Annotated in this window: 15 protein-coding genes; 13 read left to right on the top strand and 2 right to left on the bottom strand. The window is 65.6% G+C overall.

Going from position 1 to position 16046, the window contains the following annotated elements; all coding sequences use genetic code 11:
• The 6 genes from tsaB to AC1X6S_RS06075 are packed head-to-tail and all read left to right on the top strand — an operon-like array spanning position 1 to position 4597.
• Entirely contained in the window at positions 1-621 is a 621-nt protein-coding gene (gene tsaB, locus AC1X6S_RS06100; protein ID WP_483404862.1) for a tRNA (adenosine(37)-N6)-threonylcarbamoyltransferase complex dimerization subunit type 1 TsaB, read from the top strand.
• Positions 618-1112, top strand: coding sequence for a ribosomal protein S18-alanine N-acetyltransferase (rimI, locus tag AC1X6S_RS06095; RefSeq protein WP_483404861.1), 495 nt, complete (start codon positions 618-620; stop codon positions 1110-1112). Before tsaB ends, rimI begins: the two co-directional genes overlap by 4 nt.
• 11 nt (positions 1113-1123) lie before the next feature.
• Positions 1124-2182 carry a tRNA (adenosine(37)-N6)-threonylcarbamoyltransferase complex transferase subunit TsaD gene (gene tsaD / locus AC1X6S_RS06090; RefSeq protein WP_483404860.1) on the top strand — a complete coding sequence of 353 codons (1059 nt, stop codon included), beginning with the start codon at positions 1124-1126 and terminating at the stop codon, positions 2180-2182.
• A gap of 24 nt (positions 2183-2206) precedes the next feature.
• Positions 2207-3451, top strand: a complete 1245-nt coding sequence (locus AC1X6S_RS06085; RefSeq protein WP_483404859.1) for a DUF4190 domain-containing protein — start codon at positions 2207-2209, stop codon at positions 3449-3451.
• 4 nt (positions 3452-3455) lie between these two features.
• On the top strand, positions 3456-3788 hold the full coding sequence (locus AC1X6S_RS06080) for a hypothetical protein (RefSeq protein ID WP_483404858.1): 333 nt from the start codon (positions 3456-3458) through the stop codon (positions 3786-3788).
• 2 nt (positions 3789-3790) lie between these two features.
• Complete coding sequence (locus tag AC1X6S_RS06075) at positions 3791-4597, top strand: nitroreductase family protein (RefSeq protein WP_483404857.1); 807 nt, start codon at positions 3791-3793, stop codon at positions 4595-4597.
• 57 nt (positions 4598-4654) lie between these two features.
• On the opposite strand, the gene AC1X6S_RS06070 is transcribed toward AC1X6S_RS06075, so the two are convergent.
• Entirely contained in the window at positions 4655-5128 is a 474-nt protein-coding gene (locus tag AC1X6S_RS06070) for an SRPBCC family protein (RefSeq protein WP_483404856.1), read from the bottom strand.
• A 122-nt stretch (positions 5129-5250) separates the two neighbouring features.
• Positions 5251-6447: a class I SAM-dependent methyltransferase gene (locus AC1X6S_RS06065; protein ID WP_483404855.1), complete on the bottom strand. Its 1197-nt coding sequence runs from the start codon at positions 6445-6447 to the stop codon at positions 5251-5253.
• A gap of 144 nt (positions 6448-6591) precedes the next feature.
• Here AC1X6S_RS06065 and groES point away from each other — a divergent pair, with 144 nt between their 5' ends.
• The 7 genes from groES (at position 6592) to AC1X6S_RS06030 (ending at position 16013) form a co-directional block, all read left to right on the top strand.
• On the top strand, positions 6592-6888 hold the full coding sequence (groES, locus tag AC1X6S_RS06060; protein ID WP_108391728.1) for a co-chaperone GroES: 297 nt from the start codon (positions 6592-6594) through the stop codon (positions 6886-6888).
• 99 nt (positions 6889-6987) lie between these two features.
• Positions 6988-8046: an EamA family transporter RarD gene (gene rarD, locus AC1X6S_RS06055; RefSeq protein WP_483404988.1), complete on the top strand. Its 1059-nt coding sequence runs from the start codon at positions 6988-6990 to the stop codon at positions 8044-8046.
• A gap of 141 nt (positions 8047-8187) precedes the next feature.
• Positions 8188-9465: an ABC transporter substrate-binding protein gene (locus AC1X6S_RS06050; RefSeq protein ID WP_483404854.1), complete on the top strand. Its 1278-nt coding sequence runs from the start codon at positions 8188-8190 to the stop codon at positions 9463-9465.
• Positions 9466-9686: 221 nt separating this feature from the next.
• A complete protein-coding gene (locus tag AC1X6S_RS06045) occupies positions 9687-11027 on the top strand; it encodes an ABC transporter substrate-binding protein (protein ID WP_483404853.1) in 1341 nt (446 codons plus the stop codon).
• On the top strand, positions 11024-11965 hold the full coding sequence (locus tag AC1X6S_RS06040; protein ID WP_483404852.1) for a carbohydrate ABC transporter permease: 942 nt from the start codon (positions 11024-11026) through the stop codon (positions 11963-11965). The genes AC1X6S_RS06045 and AC1X6S_RS06040 overlap by 4 nt, the downstream gene beginning before the upstream one ends.
• A complete protein-coding gene (locus AC1X6S_RS06035; RefSeq protein ID WP_483404851.1) occupies positions 11962-12894 on the top strand; it encodes a carbohydrate ABC transporter permease in 933 nt (310 codons plus the stop codon). The genes AC1X6S_RS06040 and AC1X6S_RS06035 overlap by 4 nt, the downstream gene beginning before the upstream one ends.
• A complete protein-coding gene (locus tag AC1X6S_RS06030) occupies positions 12891-16013 on the top strand; it encodes a glycoside hydrolase family 2 TIM barrel-domain containing protein (protein ID WP_483404850.1) in 3123 nt (1040 codons plus the stop codon). Before AC1X6S_RS06035 ends, AC1X6S_RS06030 begins: the two co-directional genes overlap by 4 nt.
• The last annotated feature ends 33 nt before the right edge of the window (positions 16014-16046 follow it).

Below are 16046 nucleotides of genomic sequence, written 5' to 3'. Positions count from 1 at the left end.
GTGCTCCTCGCCATAGATTCATCCACGGGAACCAGCGTCGCTGTGGTCGATCGCGACGGCGGTGTTCTCGCCGAGCGGACCACAGGCGACACGATGAGCCACGCCGAAGTGGTGGGTTCGCTGCTCCGTGAGGTCATGCAGGAGGCCGGTGTCGACGCATCCGCTCTCTCCGGTGTCGTCTGCGGGATGGGCCCAGGCCCGTTCACCGGGCTTCGAATCGGCATCGCTGCGGCCCGCGTGTTCGCACTCGCGGCAGATAAGCCGCTCGTCCCTCTCGTCAGCCACGACGCCATAGCGTTCGACTGGTACCGCTCCGGCAACACCGGCGGGCTGCTCGTGGTCACCGATGCCAGGAGACGCGAGCTGTACTGGTCGGCATACTCCGGCGTCGACGAACACGGAGCGCCCGCCCGGGTGGATGGTCCAGGGCTGGCCAAACCCGACGACCTGGGCCACAGCGATCTTCAGCGGCTCGACGCAACGACGGTGTCTGCAGGTTCACTCGGCATGCTCGGGGAACTGCTCTACTCGACAGGTGGCTCGTTCGCCGCGGACGAGGCGCTCTACCTGCGCTCGCCGGACGCGAAACCGTCGCTCGGCGGAAAACGGGTGACGGCATGACCTGGCAGATTCGGCGCGCCACCGTCGCGGACCTCGCGCATATCCTGGCGATCGAGCAGTCGACCTTCGGGTCCGATGCCTGGTCGGCCGAACTTCTCCGCTCGGAACTCGCGAGCGCAAACACGTACTACATCGTCGCGACACCGGTCGGCGCCCCCGAGATCGTCGAGGGCTACGCGGGACTGATGGTCCCACCGGGCGCCGACGACGCCGATATCCAGACGATCGCTGTTGCCGCAGAGGTCCGCCGCATGGGACTCGGCCGCATCCTCGTTCGCGCCCTGCTCAGCGAGGCGCGAAAGCGCGGCGCGCGGCAGGTGTTCCTCGAGGTGCGGGAGGACAACCCGGCGGCCCAGGCGCTGTACCTCGACCTCGGGTTTGAGGCGATCGCCGTGCGGCCCGGCTACTACCAGCCGGACAATGTCGACGCCATTGTGATGAAGCTCGTCCTTCAGCCCCGCGTTCCAGGGCTCGCGGTGGGCGCGCAGTGAACGAGGACCTGATGAACCGCACCAACCCGCTCGTTCTGGGGATCGAGACGTCCTGCGACGAAACCGGAATCGGTATCGTGCGGGGGACGAGGCTGCTGAGCAACACCATAGCGTCCTCGATGGACGAGCACGCGAGGTACGGCGGCGTCGTTCCCGAGGTAGCGGCACGGGCGCACCTCGAGGAACTCGTTCCCGCCATCCGCCACGCTGTCGCCGAGGCTGCTATCTCCCTCGATGACCTCGACGCCATCGCCGTAACGAGCGGCCCAGGGCTGTCGGGTGCCCTCATGGTCGGCGTCGGCGCGGCCAAGGCGCTCGCGGTCGCGCTGGACAAACCTCTCTACGCGGTCAACCACCTCGTCGGGCACGTCGGTGCCGACATCCTGGACGACTCCGGAACTCCATTCGAGTATCCGACGATCGCTCTGCTGGTTTCCGGTGGGCACACCTCCCTCCTTCTCGTGCGCGATCTCGTGAGCGACGTCGAGCTGCTCGGTGAGACGATCGATGATGCCGCAGGAGAAGCTTTCGACAAGGTTGCACGTATTCTTGGGCTCCCGTACCCCGGTGGCCCCCAGATCGACAGGGTCGCAGCGGCCGGAGACCCGAACGCCATCAGGTTCCCGCGCGGACTCAGCCGACCGAAAGACATGGAGAAGCATCGGTACGACTTCTCGTTCTCCGGTCTCAAAACCGCGGTTGCGCGCTGGGTGGAGCAGAAGCAGGATGCCGGACTCGAGGTGCCAGTAGCGGATGTCGCCGCCGGCTTCCGGGAGGCGGTCGCGGATGTGCTCATCACCAAGGCGCTCGCTGCCTGCGCCGACTTTGGTGTGCCGCGGTTGCTGCTCGGTGGCGGAGTCGTCGCGAACGCCCGGGTCCGGGCGCTCGCCGCGGAACGGTCTGCCGCGGCGGGAGTGGCTCTGCGCATCCCACCGCTGTCCCTGTGCACAGACAACGGCGCGATGATCGCCGAACTGGGCGCGCAGCTCATCATGGCGGGCCACGCACCCTCTACACTCGACTTCTCGGCAGATTCAACACTTCCTGTGACGGATATCCAGGTGCACTAGCACCGCGCGATGAAGGAGACGCCCATGTCAGATCCTCACGGCCCCGACGGAGTTCCCCCGGCGCCACCGGTGCCGCCGACAACTCCGGAGCCGAACGTGCCATCGATCCCGGCTCAACCGACTCCGCCGTCGCCGAGTGAACCGACGCCGTCGCCCACCGAACCGGCTGCACCGACTCCCGCCGAGCCGATCGCCCCCCGACCCGCCGAACCGGCTGTGCCGACACCGGTGGAGCCCACGGTGCCGGCTCCCGTCGAGCCGGGGCCGCCACTGCCGACCGAACCCGAAACACCGGGGCCGGGCGCACCATCCTCGCCCTTCCCGCTGGCTACCGCTGCTCCCCAGGAGCGACCGCGGACGTCGGAGCCGGGTGGGGTCCCGCACCAGTCCTCGCCGGCCACGCCGTACCGTTCCGCGGGAGCGCCACCGGTCAACCCGTTCCCGCAGGTGCAGCCCGTTGCGGCACCGGCTGCCGGTGCCCCGGCACCGTATGGGGCTCCATATCCGGGTCAGCAGCAGCCCCAGCACGCGCCGGGCCAGCAGTCTCAGGCCCAACAGCCACAGGCCCAGCAGTCACAGGCCCAGCAACCGCAGGGTCCACAGCCACAGGCTCCGCACGGTCAGCAGTATCCTGGCCAGCAGCAGCAGCAGCACCCGGCATCCGCCCAGTACCCCGCGTCGCCCCAGTACCCGGCATCCGCCCAGTACCCCGGTCAGGCCCAGTACCCCGCGTCCGGCCAGTACCCCGGTCAGGCGCAGTATCCCGTTCAGCCTCACAATCCCGGTCAGCCGCAGGCTCCCTGGCCGCCTCAGCCTGGCAACCCTCAGCCCGGCAATCCTCAGGCGTTCGCCCCAGCGGGCTATGCGCCGCCATTCGTCCCGTCCCCTCAGGGGCAGCCGCCGGTACAGCAGGCATACGGGTCACCGACTGCGCCGTATCCCGGTCAGCAGGGGTACGCGGGTGCGCCCGGTTATTCCGGTCAGCCGCAGTACCCCACGTCCCCGAAGCCCCTAGCGCCGCCCAAGCCCAAGATGGGCCTGATCGGTCTCATCCTCGGAATCATCGGCGTTATCGGCGGCATCATTTTCGGCTGGACGCTTCCCCTGTCGATAGCCGCGATAGTCCTCGGCCTCGTCGCGCGCAAGAAGGAAGTCGACGCCCCCGGCCGATCCCTCGCCGCCATAGTGACGGGCGTGGTCGGGCTTCTTCTTTCCCTGGGCTGGCTTGCGTACAGCGTGATCACCATTGCGGCCACGACAGCGGGATAGGTTCATGTCCCAACGGGTTCCACCGGTGCTTTTCGCCGTCGCCGCGTCCAGCTACGCGGCCAACTGTGCGCTCGGTGCCGGCGTTGCGACAGGCCGTGTGCACACGGGCAACTTTCGCTGGATTCATCACGCTCTCTACATCACGACAGTGACAACGAGCGTGATCGCGGTCAGTTCCCTGCTGTGGAGCCGCAACCGGGCAGGACTGTTTCTCCTGCCAGCGGCGATCCCCCTTGCGGTGATACCGCGGGCGAGCGCACGGTCGCCCAGGCACGTGCGGACAGCGCTTTCTGCAGCACCGTTTTTCGTACTCAGTGTGATCAAGGCCTGGAGGTAGGCGTGGAGTTTCTCGATGTGGTTCGCCGGCGGAAGACAACGAACGGCCCGTTCCTGCCGGACAGGGTCAGTGAGGAACACCAGCGTCTGCTGATGGAAGTGGCCGGTCGCGCCCCCTCACAGTTGAACAGCCAGCCGTGGCGATTCGTGATTGTCGATGACCCGGACACGATCGACACCATTGCGAGAATCAGTGGCGACAGCATGACCGAGGCGATGTCGAACGGCACTTTCTTCGAGCGCTACAAGCCGTATTTCCGCTTCAGCGCGAGCGAAATGGCCGAAAGACGCGACGGGATGCTGTTCGACAAGCTTCCCGCTGCGTTGCGGCCGTTCACCACACAGGTGTTCACCAAGCGTGGCCAGAAGCTCATGAATGCGATGCGTGTTCCGCAGAAGCTCGGTGAAGAGAACCGCAAGCTCGTCGCCGGCTCACCGTTGCTCATCGGCGTGATGCTTGACCGCTCGGAGTATCGCCCTGGCGAGCTGAGCTCGTTCTATTCGGTGTTCAGCATGGGTGCTGCGATGGAAAACGTCTGGCTGACCACCGTCGAACTCGGCATGGGGATCCAGTTCGTCTCGTTCCCGATGGAAGTCCCGGGCATGTGGGCGAAGATCGAGAACCTGCTCGAGGTGCCCGATTCCCTCGAACTCATGGCTGTGTACCGCCTCGGCTATGTGCCGACGGAACAGCGCCGCCCCGCTATCGACTGGACGAGCCACGAACGCAAGCTGCCGTCGCAGTACGTGTTCCGCGGGACATGCAAAACGCCACAGACCGGCTGGGACCCTCCCGTTTCACACGGGTAGCCCAGCCGGCCTGCGGCGTCGGCCCGACGGCGGTCAACCGCCGACGGGTGCGCTACATCAGCGACCGGTTGCGTCGGGGGAGCGGTCGACCTCGCCGCGCCAGGCTCCGGTCTCGAAGCCGTTCGACTCGATGAGCTTCTTGAACTTCTTGAGGTCGTGACCGATCTGGATGTCGTCGACCTGGAGCAGCGCTCCGGCGTGCTCGAGGATGCCCTGCGGTGACCAGTCGAGCCGCAGCGAGATTCGCGTCTCATCCGCGCTCAAGCGGTGGAACGAAACGACACCGGCGTGATCTTCGCCGTCTGTGCTCGTCCACGCGATGCGGGTGTCGGGGATCTGCTCGGTGATCTCAGCGTCGAATTCGCGTTTGATGCCGGCAATCGACACTTTCCAGTGGGTCTGGGTGTCGCTCGTCTGAGTCACGTCGTCGACGCCGCTGAGGAACTGCGGGAAAGATTCAAACTGAGTCCACTGGTTGTATGCGGTTGACACGGGGACGTGAACGTCGATATCGGCGTTGACAGTTGTCATGAGCGCTCCTTCTGGGTGAGATCCATTGTGTGATCCCAGAGAACCACGGGACGCCTCACAGTGTCGAGGGGTTGCGGGTCGGGCGGGTCTTCGTCAACTTTCTGGAGCGACTGTGCCGCGGGTCAGTTCCGGGGGATCCGCTCGCAGAGGAGCGCGGCGTGCTTGCCGTTCACGCGGGTGAGCACAATCGTCGCGCTCTTGCTGCCGCGGAGCGCCATCCGCTTGCGGAAGACCGCCGGATCGATGTCTGCGCCTCGCTTTTTCACCTCGAGCGTCCCGATATCGCGCCTCGCGAGCTCCCGCTTCAGTGTCCGCTCATCGAGCGGGAACCTCTCGATCACGCGGAACGCCGTGGCGAACGGGGTCCGGGCCTCGGTGTCGCCCGTGAGATAGGCAATGCCGGGGCTGAGCATCCCCGCACCGATCTCGCGCGCAACGTCGCCGATAAGCCTCGCCCGGATGACCGCGCCGTCCGGTTCGAAGAGAAATTCGCCGGGCTCACGCACGTCGACATCCTCACTGTCGGCGGGAGCGGTCAGTTCGTGGGTTCCCGCCGAGTCGAGGACGAGCGCTGACCGGCGCACCCCATCGCGGGCGAGGGCGCCGAACCACAGGCCGAGCTCGACGACCTGCCCATCGACGCTGACCCATTGGGCTTCAGCGTCGTCGGGAATGAGTGATCTGTCGAACCCTGGGCCGAGTTTGACACCGACGGGCTGCGTTGCGGCACGCCCGAAGACCAAATCGAGCGACGGGCTGTAATCCTCCGGCCGGGTCAGCCGAGTGGTGTTCGAGTGCCCGGCGGTGCGTCTGGCCGGATCGAAATAGAGCCCGTCGAATGCGCTCGTGTCGATGTCCTCCGCCTTCGCGTGCCTCACATCGGCGGTGGGGAAGGGGGCGAGGTTGTAGCTGGCGACTGTCGCGGTCACTTCGTCGGCGTCGACGGCGGTAACCTCGAGGTCCATCGCGGCCATCGCCATGGCGTCGCCCCCGATCCCGCAGCCGAGGTCAGCAATCCGGGTGAGTCCCGCCGAGCTGAATCGGCCGGCGTGGAGTGCGGCGACGCGCAACCGGGTGGCCTGTTCGAGGCCAGCCTCGGTGAAGAGCATCCGCGACGCGAACTCGCCGAACTTCCCAACAGCCTTCCGCCGGAGCCTGACCTGCGTCAGCACGGCCGCGACGAGCGCGGGCGAGTGGCCTTCCGCGCGCAGTCGTGACACGGTCCCAACCGGGTCGGTGTCGGCATCCGACCCCCCGACCTGGTCGATGAGGGTGAGCCCATCCGGCGTCAGTAGTTCAACGAGTTCGGCTCTCTCCATCGTGCAAACTTATCAACCCGGATGCTGTGCGCTCGCCCTACGTTGGCACTCACGTTGCGAGAGTGCCAACGGATCCCTACACTGGCATTAGCACTCTCGATGTGAGGGTGCTAACTCAAGTCTTAGTTTAGAAAGAGGTCAACCGTGTCGGTCAGCATCAAGCCGCTCGAGGATCGCATCGTCATCAAGCAGGTCGAGGCAGAGCAGACCACTGCTTCAGGTCTCGTCATTCCTGACACCGCCAAGGAGAAGCCGCAGGAAGGCGTCGTCGAGGCTGTCGGCCCCGGCCGCATCGACGACAACGGCAACCGAGTACCGCTCGACGTCGCCGTCGGCGACAAGGTGATCTACTCCAAGTACGGCGGAACCGAGGTCAAGTTCGACGGCCAGGACTACCTGGTCCTCTCGGCTCGCGACGTGCTCGCGGTTGTGGTTCGATAACTCAAACGAACTGAAGCCCGGACGGTGACTCACTGTCCGGGCTTCTTCGTCTTAACAGGCGGTTGCCCCGCAGGTGCGGAGTAGCATCGATGGGTGCAGATGACCCCAGAGCCGGTTCCGGCCAATAGTGCAGGCCCGACAGGCAATGCAGCTCCGACAGGCAATGCAGGTCCGACAGGCGGTGCGGGCCCCGAAGCGGCGGCCACCGGCGCAGTGGCTTCTCCCGACGCCCCGCTGAGCCGCCCCGGCCTCATTTTCGCCGTGACCGCATACACGCTGTGGGGCGTTCTTCCGCTGTACTTCCTCCTGCTCGCGCCGACGGGCCCGTTCGAGCTTGTCGCGGCCCGCGTGATCTTCTCGCTGGTGTTCTGCATGTTCCTCCTGACGGTGACGCGCGGGTGGGCTCCCTTTCTCCAGCTCGCCAGGAATCCCCGGGTGTCTTTCACCCTCGGTCTCGCTGGCGTCCTCATCTTCGTCAACTGGCAGACGTACGTCTACGGAGTGCTCAACGGGCAGGTCGTCGAGACGGCGCTCGGTTACTTCATCAATCCCATCGTCACTGTTTTTCTCGGCGTGTTCTTTCTGCGCGAGAAGCTTCGCGTCGTGCAGTGGATCTCGGTCGGCATCAGCATTGCCGCGGTGCTCGTGCTCGCGATCGGCGCGCACGGCGTTCCGTGGATTGCCCTGATCCTCGCCTTTTCCTTCGGGCTCTACGGCTACATCAAGAAGCGGGTCGGGGGGACCGTCGACGCCGTCTCGGGGCTCACCCTCGAGACAGCGTGGCTCACGCCCCTCGCCGTCGTCCAACTCATCGTCGTCGGCTCCACCGCCGGACTGACCATCGGACAGGTCAGTGTCTTTCATACGGTGCTGCTCGTCGGTACCGGTGTGATCACGGCGGTGCCCCTGCTCTTCTTCGCCGCTGCGTCGCGTCGGCTTCCGCTCGTCTACATGGGCTTCATCCAGTTCTTCGCCCCCGTGATTCAGTTCCTCGTCGGGGTGCTCGTGCTCCACGAGGCCATGCCGGTGGAGCGGTGGATCGGGTTCATTCTGGTCTGGATTGCTCTCGTCGTCCTAACGGCGGACACGGTCATCAGTGCGCGCGGATCGCTCCGGCGACGCAATAAAGCTGCGTCTGAAGCGCCAGAACAGCTCTGATGCCGCTGAACTGTAACGATTGCGTCGCCGTTACACGTATGTAACGCCCACGTATTGTTCGGTGACGATTGCTCGAATATGTTGGCATCACGACAGTATTTAGCGCTGTCGGTTGGATACACGACACAGCATAGGAGCAACATGGGCGTCTTCACCCGGGCTACGGCCTCCCGCTCACGCACCCGCACGATCACACTGGGTTCTCTCGCAATCCTCGGAGCCAGCGCGCTGGTCCTCACCGGTTGCAGCAGCCCAGGTGGCGGCGAAGGTGACTCAGACCAGCCAGCAGGCGACCTGACACTCAAGATCGGCACGCAGCTGCCGCAGACAGGCAACCTCGCCTTCCTCGGCCCGCCCGAGGAAGCAGGAGTCGGCCTCGCGGCCAAGGAGATCAACGACGCCGACCTCGGGATCGAGATCGACGTTGTCTACGGTGACTCCGGAGACACCGACAACAAGGCATACGCAACCGAGGTGCCGCGACTTCTTCAGGAGGGCGTCTCGGCGATCATTGGCGCAGCCGCCAGTGGTGTGACCAAGCTCTTCATCGACCAGGTGACGGGCGAAGGCGTGATTCAGTTCTCGCCAGCCAACACCTCTGCGGACTTCACAACGTGGGACGACAACGGGCTGTTCTGGCGAACTGCCCCGAGTGACGTGCTGCAGGGTGAGGTCCTCGGAAACCTGATCGCTGAAGACGGCAACGAAACCCTCGGCATTCTCTACCTCAACGACTCGTACGGGACCGGCCTCGCCGAATTCACGACAGAGGCGTTCGAGAACGCGGGCGGCGAAGTCGTCGAACAGCAGTCGTACAACACGGGCGACACCTCGTTCGACGCTCAGGTCAGCGCACTGAAAGCGGCAAACCCCGACGCAATCGCCCTGATCGCGTTCGAGGAGACCAAGACGATCGTTCCCGCGCTCGCCGGGTTCCCGTCCGACAAGCTGTACTTCGTCGACGGCAACCTCGCCGACTACTCAGCCGATTTCCCTGCAGGTACCCTCACGGGCGCCAAGGGTACGCTGCCGGGTCTCGACACCGAGTCCCTCGGTGACTTCACCGACCGCCTGCAGGAGTTCTGGCAGGGCGAGGGCAACGAGGAGCTGAAGGACTACAGCTACGCGGCTGAATCCTACGACGCCGTCGTCCTTCTGGCGCTGGCCGCGATGGCGGCAGGCTCCACCGACGGCGAGGACATCGCAGGGAAACTCCAGGAGGTCTCTGGTGGTTCCGGTGACGGTACCACGTGCACGTCGTTCAGCGAGTGTGCTGAGCTGCTCAACGATGGCGAGACGATCGACTACGACGGAAACTCCGGCCCGGTCACGTTCGACGAGAACGGTGACCCGACCGAGGCAACGATCGGCGTCTTCCAGTACCTCGAAGACAACACCTACGAGCGCATCTCCGAGTAGTTCGTAACCGAAACACAACCGCAGGGCCACGGGAAACCGTGGCCCTGCCGTTCGTTAAGCCCGGCGCCACAGCCTCCCACCGCGCTGCGCTGGAGCGCGTCTCGTCCATTCACGTTCGGCAGACTCTCGTCATCCGGCCGGTGCTGTGTTAGCGTCATGTCACCCATTTGCGGGGAGGCGACCAGCCGCGTGTACCGGCCATCACAACGAAGTGAATGCACATGACACCACTCTCACGGCGCCAATTGCTCGGCGCTGGACTCAGCTCAGCAGCGCTCGCCATGCTTACCGGGTGCGCCACACCCGGGACCACGTCGGTCAACTCCCAACCGGTGATTGCCGCTGCCGGCGGCGGTGAAAAGATCACTCTGACCTACTGGGCCTGGCTCAAGGACCTCCAGAAGGTTGCCGACGTGTGGAACGCCTCGCACCCCGACGTGCAGGTCGAGGCCGTCTGGATCCCCGGCGGAAACGACGGCGGATACCAGCAGCTCTACGCGGCGCTTGCCGCGGGCGGCGGGCCGGACATCGGACAGGTGGAACTCCGATCCATTCCCGAGTTCATGCTCGTGAACGGGCTGGTGGACCTGTCACGGTACGGAGCCGACGACCACGCGGATCTCTATGACAAGACGCTCTGGAGCCAGGTGAGTTACGTGGACGGTGTCTATGGCATCCCGCAGGACTCAGGTCCCATGGCGATGTTCTACCAGCCCGAGGTGTTTGCCAGGGTAGGTGGATCTCCGCCGTCGACCTGGGACGACTGGCTCGGGCTCGCGCGAGAGCTTCGCGGCGCTGGCGCGTACATCGACTGCTTCCCACTCGCTGACGCATCCTTCTTTGCGGCGCTGGCCACCCAAGCCGGTGCGAGCTGGCTGAGGGCCGAGGACGACGGGTGGGTGATCAACATGACCGACGAATCCACCCTGCAGGTCGCGCGGTTCTTCGACGGCGCGATCGACGAGGACCTCGTTGAGAGCGGCTATGCGGCGTACTCGCCCGCCTGGTTCGCCGCAGCGGCCAACGGCGAGATGGCATCCGTCGTCACCGGCAGCTGGGGCGACGCCATTATCGAGGGCGTGAGCAACGGCGCGGGCAAATGGATGGCGGCACCCATGCCGACCTGGGGCGACTCAGGCTTCGGGTCGAGCTACCTGGGCGGCTCCACCGCGGCCGTCTTTGCCAACAGCGCCCACCCGAAGGAAGCCCTCGAGTTTGCGGTGTGGATGACCACCTCGCAGGAGGGCATCGACGCCATGATCGACAACAGCGGCATCGGCTGGTCGCCGGCGCCAGACGTGATCGGCGCGAAACGGGAGCAGCCATCCGAGTTCTTCAGCGGCCAGCGCTACAACGAGGAAGTCTTCGTCCCAGCGACCCTCCAGCAGAACGCCGAGTGGTCGTGGTGGCCCACAACGCAGCAGACCTTCAACATCCTGAGCGACGGCTTCCGGAAGAAAGCATCGGGAACCACGCTCGTCGACTCTCTCGCGACATCCGAGAGGCTCGTGATGAAGTCCTTCGAGAACAAGGGCCTCCGTATCCGCAAGGAGGAGTCGTGACGTCGACAACCGCTAGACCGGCAACCCGCAGTGCACCGGCAAAGCAGAGGGCGAGGGTCGCGGCAACGACCCGGGCCCCGTGGCTGCTTCTCGCGCCGTTCCTGGCGCTTTTCCTGCTCACCTTCATTCTCCCGATCCTGGTGGCGATCGGGTCGAGCTTTACGAGGGTCACGCGCAGGGGGCTGTTCGGTGAAGAGGGGGTGACCACCGAGTTCGCCTGGTTCAGCAACTACGCGCAGGCGCTCGCCGACGGCAACTTCGTCGCATCGATCGGGCGGATGCTGCTCTTCGGCATTGTGCAGGTTCCCATCATGATCGCCCTGTGCACCATTCTTGCGCTCATGCTCGAGTCGGCCTCAGCGAAGTGGCCCGGGTTCTTCCGCGCCGCCTATTTCCTGCCGTATGGCGTTCCCGGTGTGATCGCGACCATCCTGTGGTCGTTCCTCTATGTCCCCGGGCTCTCTCCGCTGTTCGACATCGCCGGACTGTTCGGCCTGACGCCCAACTTCCTCGGTGCCAGCACCGTGCTCTGGTCGATCGCGAATATCGTGACCTGGAGCTACACCGGATACAACATGCTCATCATCGTGGCTCAGCTCAAAGCGATCCCGGTCGAACTGTATGAAGCGGCAAAAGTGGACGGCGCGTCGACGCTCCGGGTCGCAACGAGCATCCAGCTCCCGCTCATTCGGCCGGCGCTGCTGCTCACCGCCGTGTTCTCCATCATCGGCACCCTGCAGCTGTTCGCGGAAGCCCAGGTGCTGCAGTCGGTCTCGCCGGCCATCGACAGCCAGTACACGCCCAACCTCAGCGCATACACGACGGCGTTCGCCTACAACGACTACAACGTCGCCGCTGCCCAGGCTGTGCTCATCGCCGTCGTGGCATTCGCACTCTCCTTTGCTTTCCTGAAGCTGACGAATCGGAAATCATCATGACCACAACGACGACACGTCAGACCGGACAGGCATCCGTTTCATCGTCAGCAACCGACGCGAACACCGCGGCGAAGAAGCGACGCACGCGTTCGAGGCGATCATCGTCGATCATCGTCACGGGGATCCTCACCGTCGTCGCGCTGTACTTCCTCATTCCGGTGTACTGGGTCGTCGTCGCTGCCACGAAGTCGACGGAGGACCTGTTCTCCACCTACGGGTTCTGGTTCGCCCCGACGTTCGCCCTGTGGGAGAACCTCGGCCAGGTGCTGAGCTACGACGGCGGTATCTTCGTGCGCTGGTTCGGCAACTCGGTGCTCTACGCCGGGGTCGGCGCGCTCCTCGCGACCTATTTTGCGGCCGCGGGAGGGTACGCGCTCGCGAAATACGAGTTCAAGGGCCGTGACCTCATCTTCGGCACCATCCTCGGCGGCGTGCTCGTGCCCGGGACGGCGACGGCACTCCCGCTCTTTCTGCTGTTCAGTCAGATGGGCATCGCCAACACCTACTGGAGCGTGCTGCTTCCGTCACTCGTTTCACCGTTCGGGCTGTTCCTGTGCCGCATCTACGCCCAGGCCACCGTCGATTCATCACTCGTCGAGGCCGCCCGCATCGACGGGGCCGGCGAGATCCGGATCTTCCACACCATCGGACTGAGAATCCTCACCCCGGCGCTCGTCACGGTATTTCTGTTCCAGCTGGTCGGCATCTGGAACAACTACTTCCTGCCCCTTGTGATGCTTTCTGACTCCGATCTCTACCCGATCACCCTCGGACTCAACAGTTGGTTGAGCCAGGTCGATAGGCTGCCAGAGTTCTATGAACTCACCACCGGCGGAGTTCTGTTGTCGATCATTCCGCTCGGCATCGCCATGATCGTGTTGCAGCGCTTCTGGCGCGGCGGCCTCACCGAAGGATCAGTCAAGTCGTGACATCCAGCTCCACAGCAGACAATTTCACACTCACCTCGAAAGGCCCGGGATCCGGACGACGATTGCCAGCACGGTCCTGGTTGAATTCGGATGCCGCGTCGCAGTCGCTGAACGGACAGTGGCGGTTCCGCCTGCTGGCAGGCACTCCGGGAACACCGGGCGCCGCTGGAGTGCTGCCCGATGGCGAAGCGGACACCGACGTTGCGACCGAGGAGTTCGACGACTCGGGCTGGGACACCCTCACGGTGCCGTCACACTGGGTCCTGCAGGGCGACGGTAAGTACGGGCTGCCGATCTACACGAACGTGCAGTACCCGTTCCCAGTGGAGCCTCCGCATGTGCCGGATGACAACCCGACGGGGGACTACCGTCGCACCTTTGAGCTCGCCGAGTCCTGGAGCGACGCCGCCCGGGTGGTGCTGCGCTTCGACGGCGTCGAGTCGCACTACCGCGTCTGGGTCAACGGGGCCGAGGTCGGGGTCGGCGTCGGTTCGAGGCTGGCCCAGGAGTTCGACGTCACCCCGGTCGTACGAACGGGCACCAACCTCATTGTGGTCAGGGTCTCCCAGTGGTCGGCCGCGAGCTACCTCGAAGACCAGGACCAGTGGTGGCTGCCCGGGATCTTCCGGGATGTGACTCTTCAGGCGCGTCCGGCCGGAGGCATCGACGACGTCTGGCTGCGCGCCGCGTACGACGGTGATGCCGCCGGCACTGGTGCCGGGACCGTTTCCGCGGAGATCACCGCGTCACCCGACGCGTATCCGGTGACGCTGAGAATCCCCGCCCTCGACGTCGACGTGACCTGGCCGTCGGCCGACGCCGTGGCATCCGTTTCCATCGACGCCGTCGAACCGTGGTCGGCGGAGAGCCCAACGCTCTACGACGCAACAGTGTTTAATCCGGCCGAGACGGTGTCGCTGCGCGTCGGCTTCCGCACCGTTGAGATCGTCGGCGACCGCTTCCTCGTGAACGGGCGCCGTGTCGTGTTCCACGGCATGAACCGACACGAAACCAACCCCGACCGCGGACGGGTGTTCGACGAGGACTCCGCCCGCGAAGATCTCTCGCTCATGAAGCGGTTCAACGTCAATGCCATCCGAACGAGCCACTATCCGCCCCACCCGCGCCTGCTCGACCTCGCCGACGAGCTCGGGTTCTGGGTCGTGCTCGAGTGCGACCTGGAGACCCACGGGTTCGAGGCACACGGCTGGGTCGACAACCCGAGCGACGACCCGACCTGGCGAGAGGCTTACCTCGACCGGATGGAACGCACTGTCGAGCGGGACAAGAACCACCCGTCGATCGTGATGTGGTCGCTCGGCAACGAGGCGGGCACCGGACAGAACCTCGCGGCGATGGCAGCGTGGACCCACGCGCGCGACACCAGCCGACCGGTCCACTACGAGGGCGACTACACCGGGTCATACACCGACGTGTACTCCCGGATGTATTCCTCCGTGCCCGAGACCGAAACGATCGGTCGGGACGATTCGTTCAACCTGTTGCTCGGGTGCTCGGCCGCCGAATCCGCGAGACAGCGTACGAAACCGTTCCTGCTCTGTGAGTACGTGCACGCCATGGGGAACGGACCAGGCGCGATCGACCAGTACGAGGATCTCGTCGATCGGTACCCGAGGCTCCACGGCGGCTTCGTCTGGGAGTGGCGAGACCACGGAATCCGCACGCACACCGCCGACGGCACCGAGTACTTCGGCTACGGCGGTGACTTCGGCGAGGTGGTCCACGACGGCAACTTCGTCATGGACGGCATGGTGCTCTCCGACTCCACGCCCACCCCGGGGCTCTACGAATACAAGCAGGTCGTCGCGCCGATCCGGCTGGGCTTCGACGTGGACGGGGACGGCGACAGGGTCGTCGTGGTGTCGAACCTGCGCCACACGACGGATGCCGCCGACGTTCTGTTCCGGTGGACCGCTGAGCACGACGGCACGACTGTCGCGACCGGGGAGCTCGAGGTCGCTGGTGCGACAGGGCTGGCGCTCGCCGCGGGGGAGTCGGCCACCGTCGCGGTGCCCTCGGTCGAGGTGGGGACCGGCGAAACCTGGTTCACGGTCGAGGCGGTGCTCCGTGAGGCGACGGCCTGGGCGGAGGCCGGTCACCGGATCTCGGCGGCACAGCTCGACCTCACCCCGCACGGTTCCGCCGGCACCAGCGTGCGGCCGCTGGCCTCCGTCTCTGCCGATGCCGGTGTCGGTGCCGACGGCATCCCGGCGTCCCTGGTACCTGCTTCCCTGGCCCTGGGGCCGGCGGTCTTCGAGAATGGACGACTGGCCTCGCTCGCCGGCGTTCCGGTGTCGGGCCCGCGCCTCGAACTGTGGCGGGCACCGACCGACAACGATCGTGGCGACGGACGGGGCTCGTACGATCTCGCCGACCCGACACTGGCGAACGGAAACGGGGCACCCGCACCGTCGTCCGCCGAGGTCTGGCGTGCGGCGGGCCTCGACCGGCTCACCGCACGGGTTGAGCGGGTCGACGTGGGAGCCGACGGCATCCGGATTCGGACCCGGTATTCCGCGGCCGAGCAGCGGAACGCCGTGATCGTCGAGGAGGACTGGCGCGTCGTGGACGGCCAGCTCGCCCTGCGGGCCGACATCGTGCCGAGCGCCGGCTGGAACATGGTGCTGCCGCGCATCGGACTGAGGTTCGACCTGCCCGCGAGCGTTGACCGGGCGTCCTGGTTCGGCGCTGGACCGCGCGAGTCGTACCCGGACTCGACGCGAGCGGCCCTCGTTGGCCGATACTCGGCGACACTCGACGAGCTCACTGTTCCGTACGCGATGCCGCAGGAGAGTGGACACCGGAGTGATCTTCGTGCGCTGACGCTCGGACGCGACGGCGGGGACTGGCTGCGGGTCGATACGGTGCCGGATGCCAGGGGCCGGCGGATCGGCTTCACTCTTGCCGCTCACACCGCGCAGCAGGTGGACGCCGCGAACCACCGGTACGAGCTACCCGAGAGCGAGGCCAGCTACCTCTACCTCGACGCTGCGCAGCACGGGCTCGGATCGCGGGCGTGTGGGCCCGATGTCTGGCCGGACTTCATCCTGCGGCCAGAGGCGCGGACGGTCACCCTGCGGTTCACAGCCATCGAGTAGCGCAGCGCCCCCTCACCCTCTGATCGACGAAAC

The sequence above is a fragment of the Mycetocola sp. Y442 genome, assembly GCF_056898615.1.
The sequence above is the reverse complement of the archived record's forward strand: the minus strand, read 5'-3'. Positions and strand labels throughout refer to the sequence as shown.

Excerpts from the sequence above, each read along its gene's own strand:
- rimI (WP_483404861.1), top strand. The coding sequence starts at position 618 with ATGACCTGGCAGATTCGGCGCGCCACCGTCGCGGACCTCGCGCATATC.
- tsaD (WP_483404860.1), top strand. The coding sequence starts at position 1,124 with ATGAACCGCACCAACCCGCTCGTTCTGGGGATCGAGACGTCCTGCGAC.
- AC1X6S_RS06085 (WP_483404859.1), top strand. The coding sequence starts at position 2,207 with ATGTCAGATCCTCACGGCCCCGACGGAGTTCCCCCGGCGCCACCGGTG.
- AC1X6S_RS06080 (WP_483404858.1), top strand. The coding sequence starts at position 3,456 with ATGTCCCAACGGGTTCCACCGGTGCTTTTCGCCGTCGCCGCGTCCAGC.
- AC1X6S_RS06070 (WP_483404856.1), bottom strand. The coding sequence starts at position 5,128 with ATGACAACTGTCAACGCCGATATCGACGTTCACGTCCCCGTGTCAACC.
- AC1X6S_RS06065 (WP_483404855.1), bottom strand. The coding sequence starts at position 6,447 with ATGGAGAGAGCCGAACTCGTTGAACTACTGACGCCGGATGGGCTCACC.
- rarD (WP_483404988.1), top strand. The coding sequence starts at position 6,988 with ATGACCCCAGAGCCGGTTCCGGCCAATAGTGCAGGCCCGACAGGCAAT.
- AC1X6S_RS06050 (WP_483404854.1), top strand. The coding sequence starts at position 8,188 with ATGGGCGTCTTCACCCGGGCTACGGCCTCCCGCTCACGCACCCGCACG.
- AC1X6S_RS06045 (WP_483404853.1), top strand. The coding sequence starts at position 9,687 with ATGACACCACTCTCACGGCGCCAATTGCTCGGCGCTGGACTCAGCTCA.
- AC1X6S_RS06035 (WP_483404851.1), top strand. The coding sequence starts at position 11,962 with ATGACCACAACGACGACACGTCAGACCGGACAGGCATCCGTTTCATCG.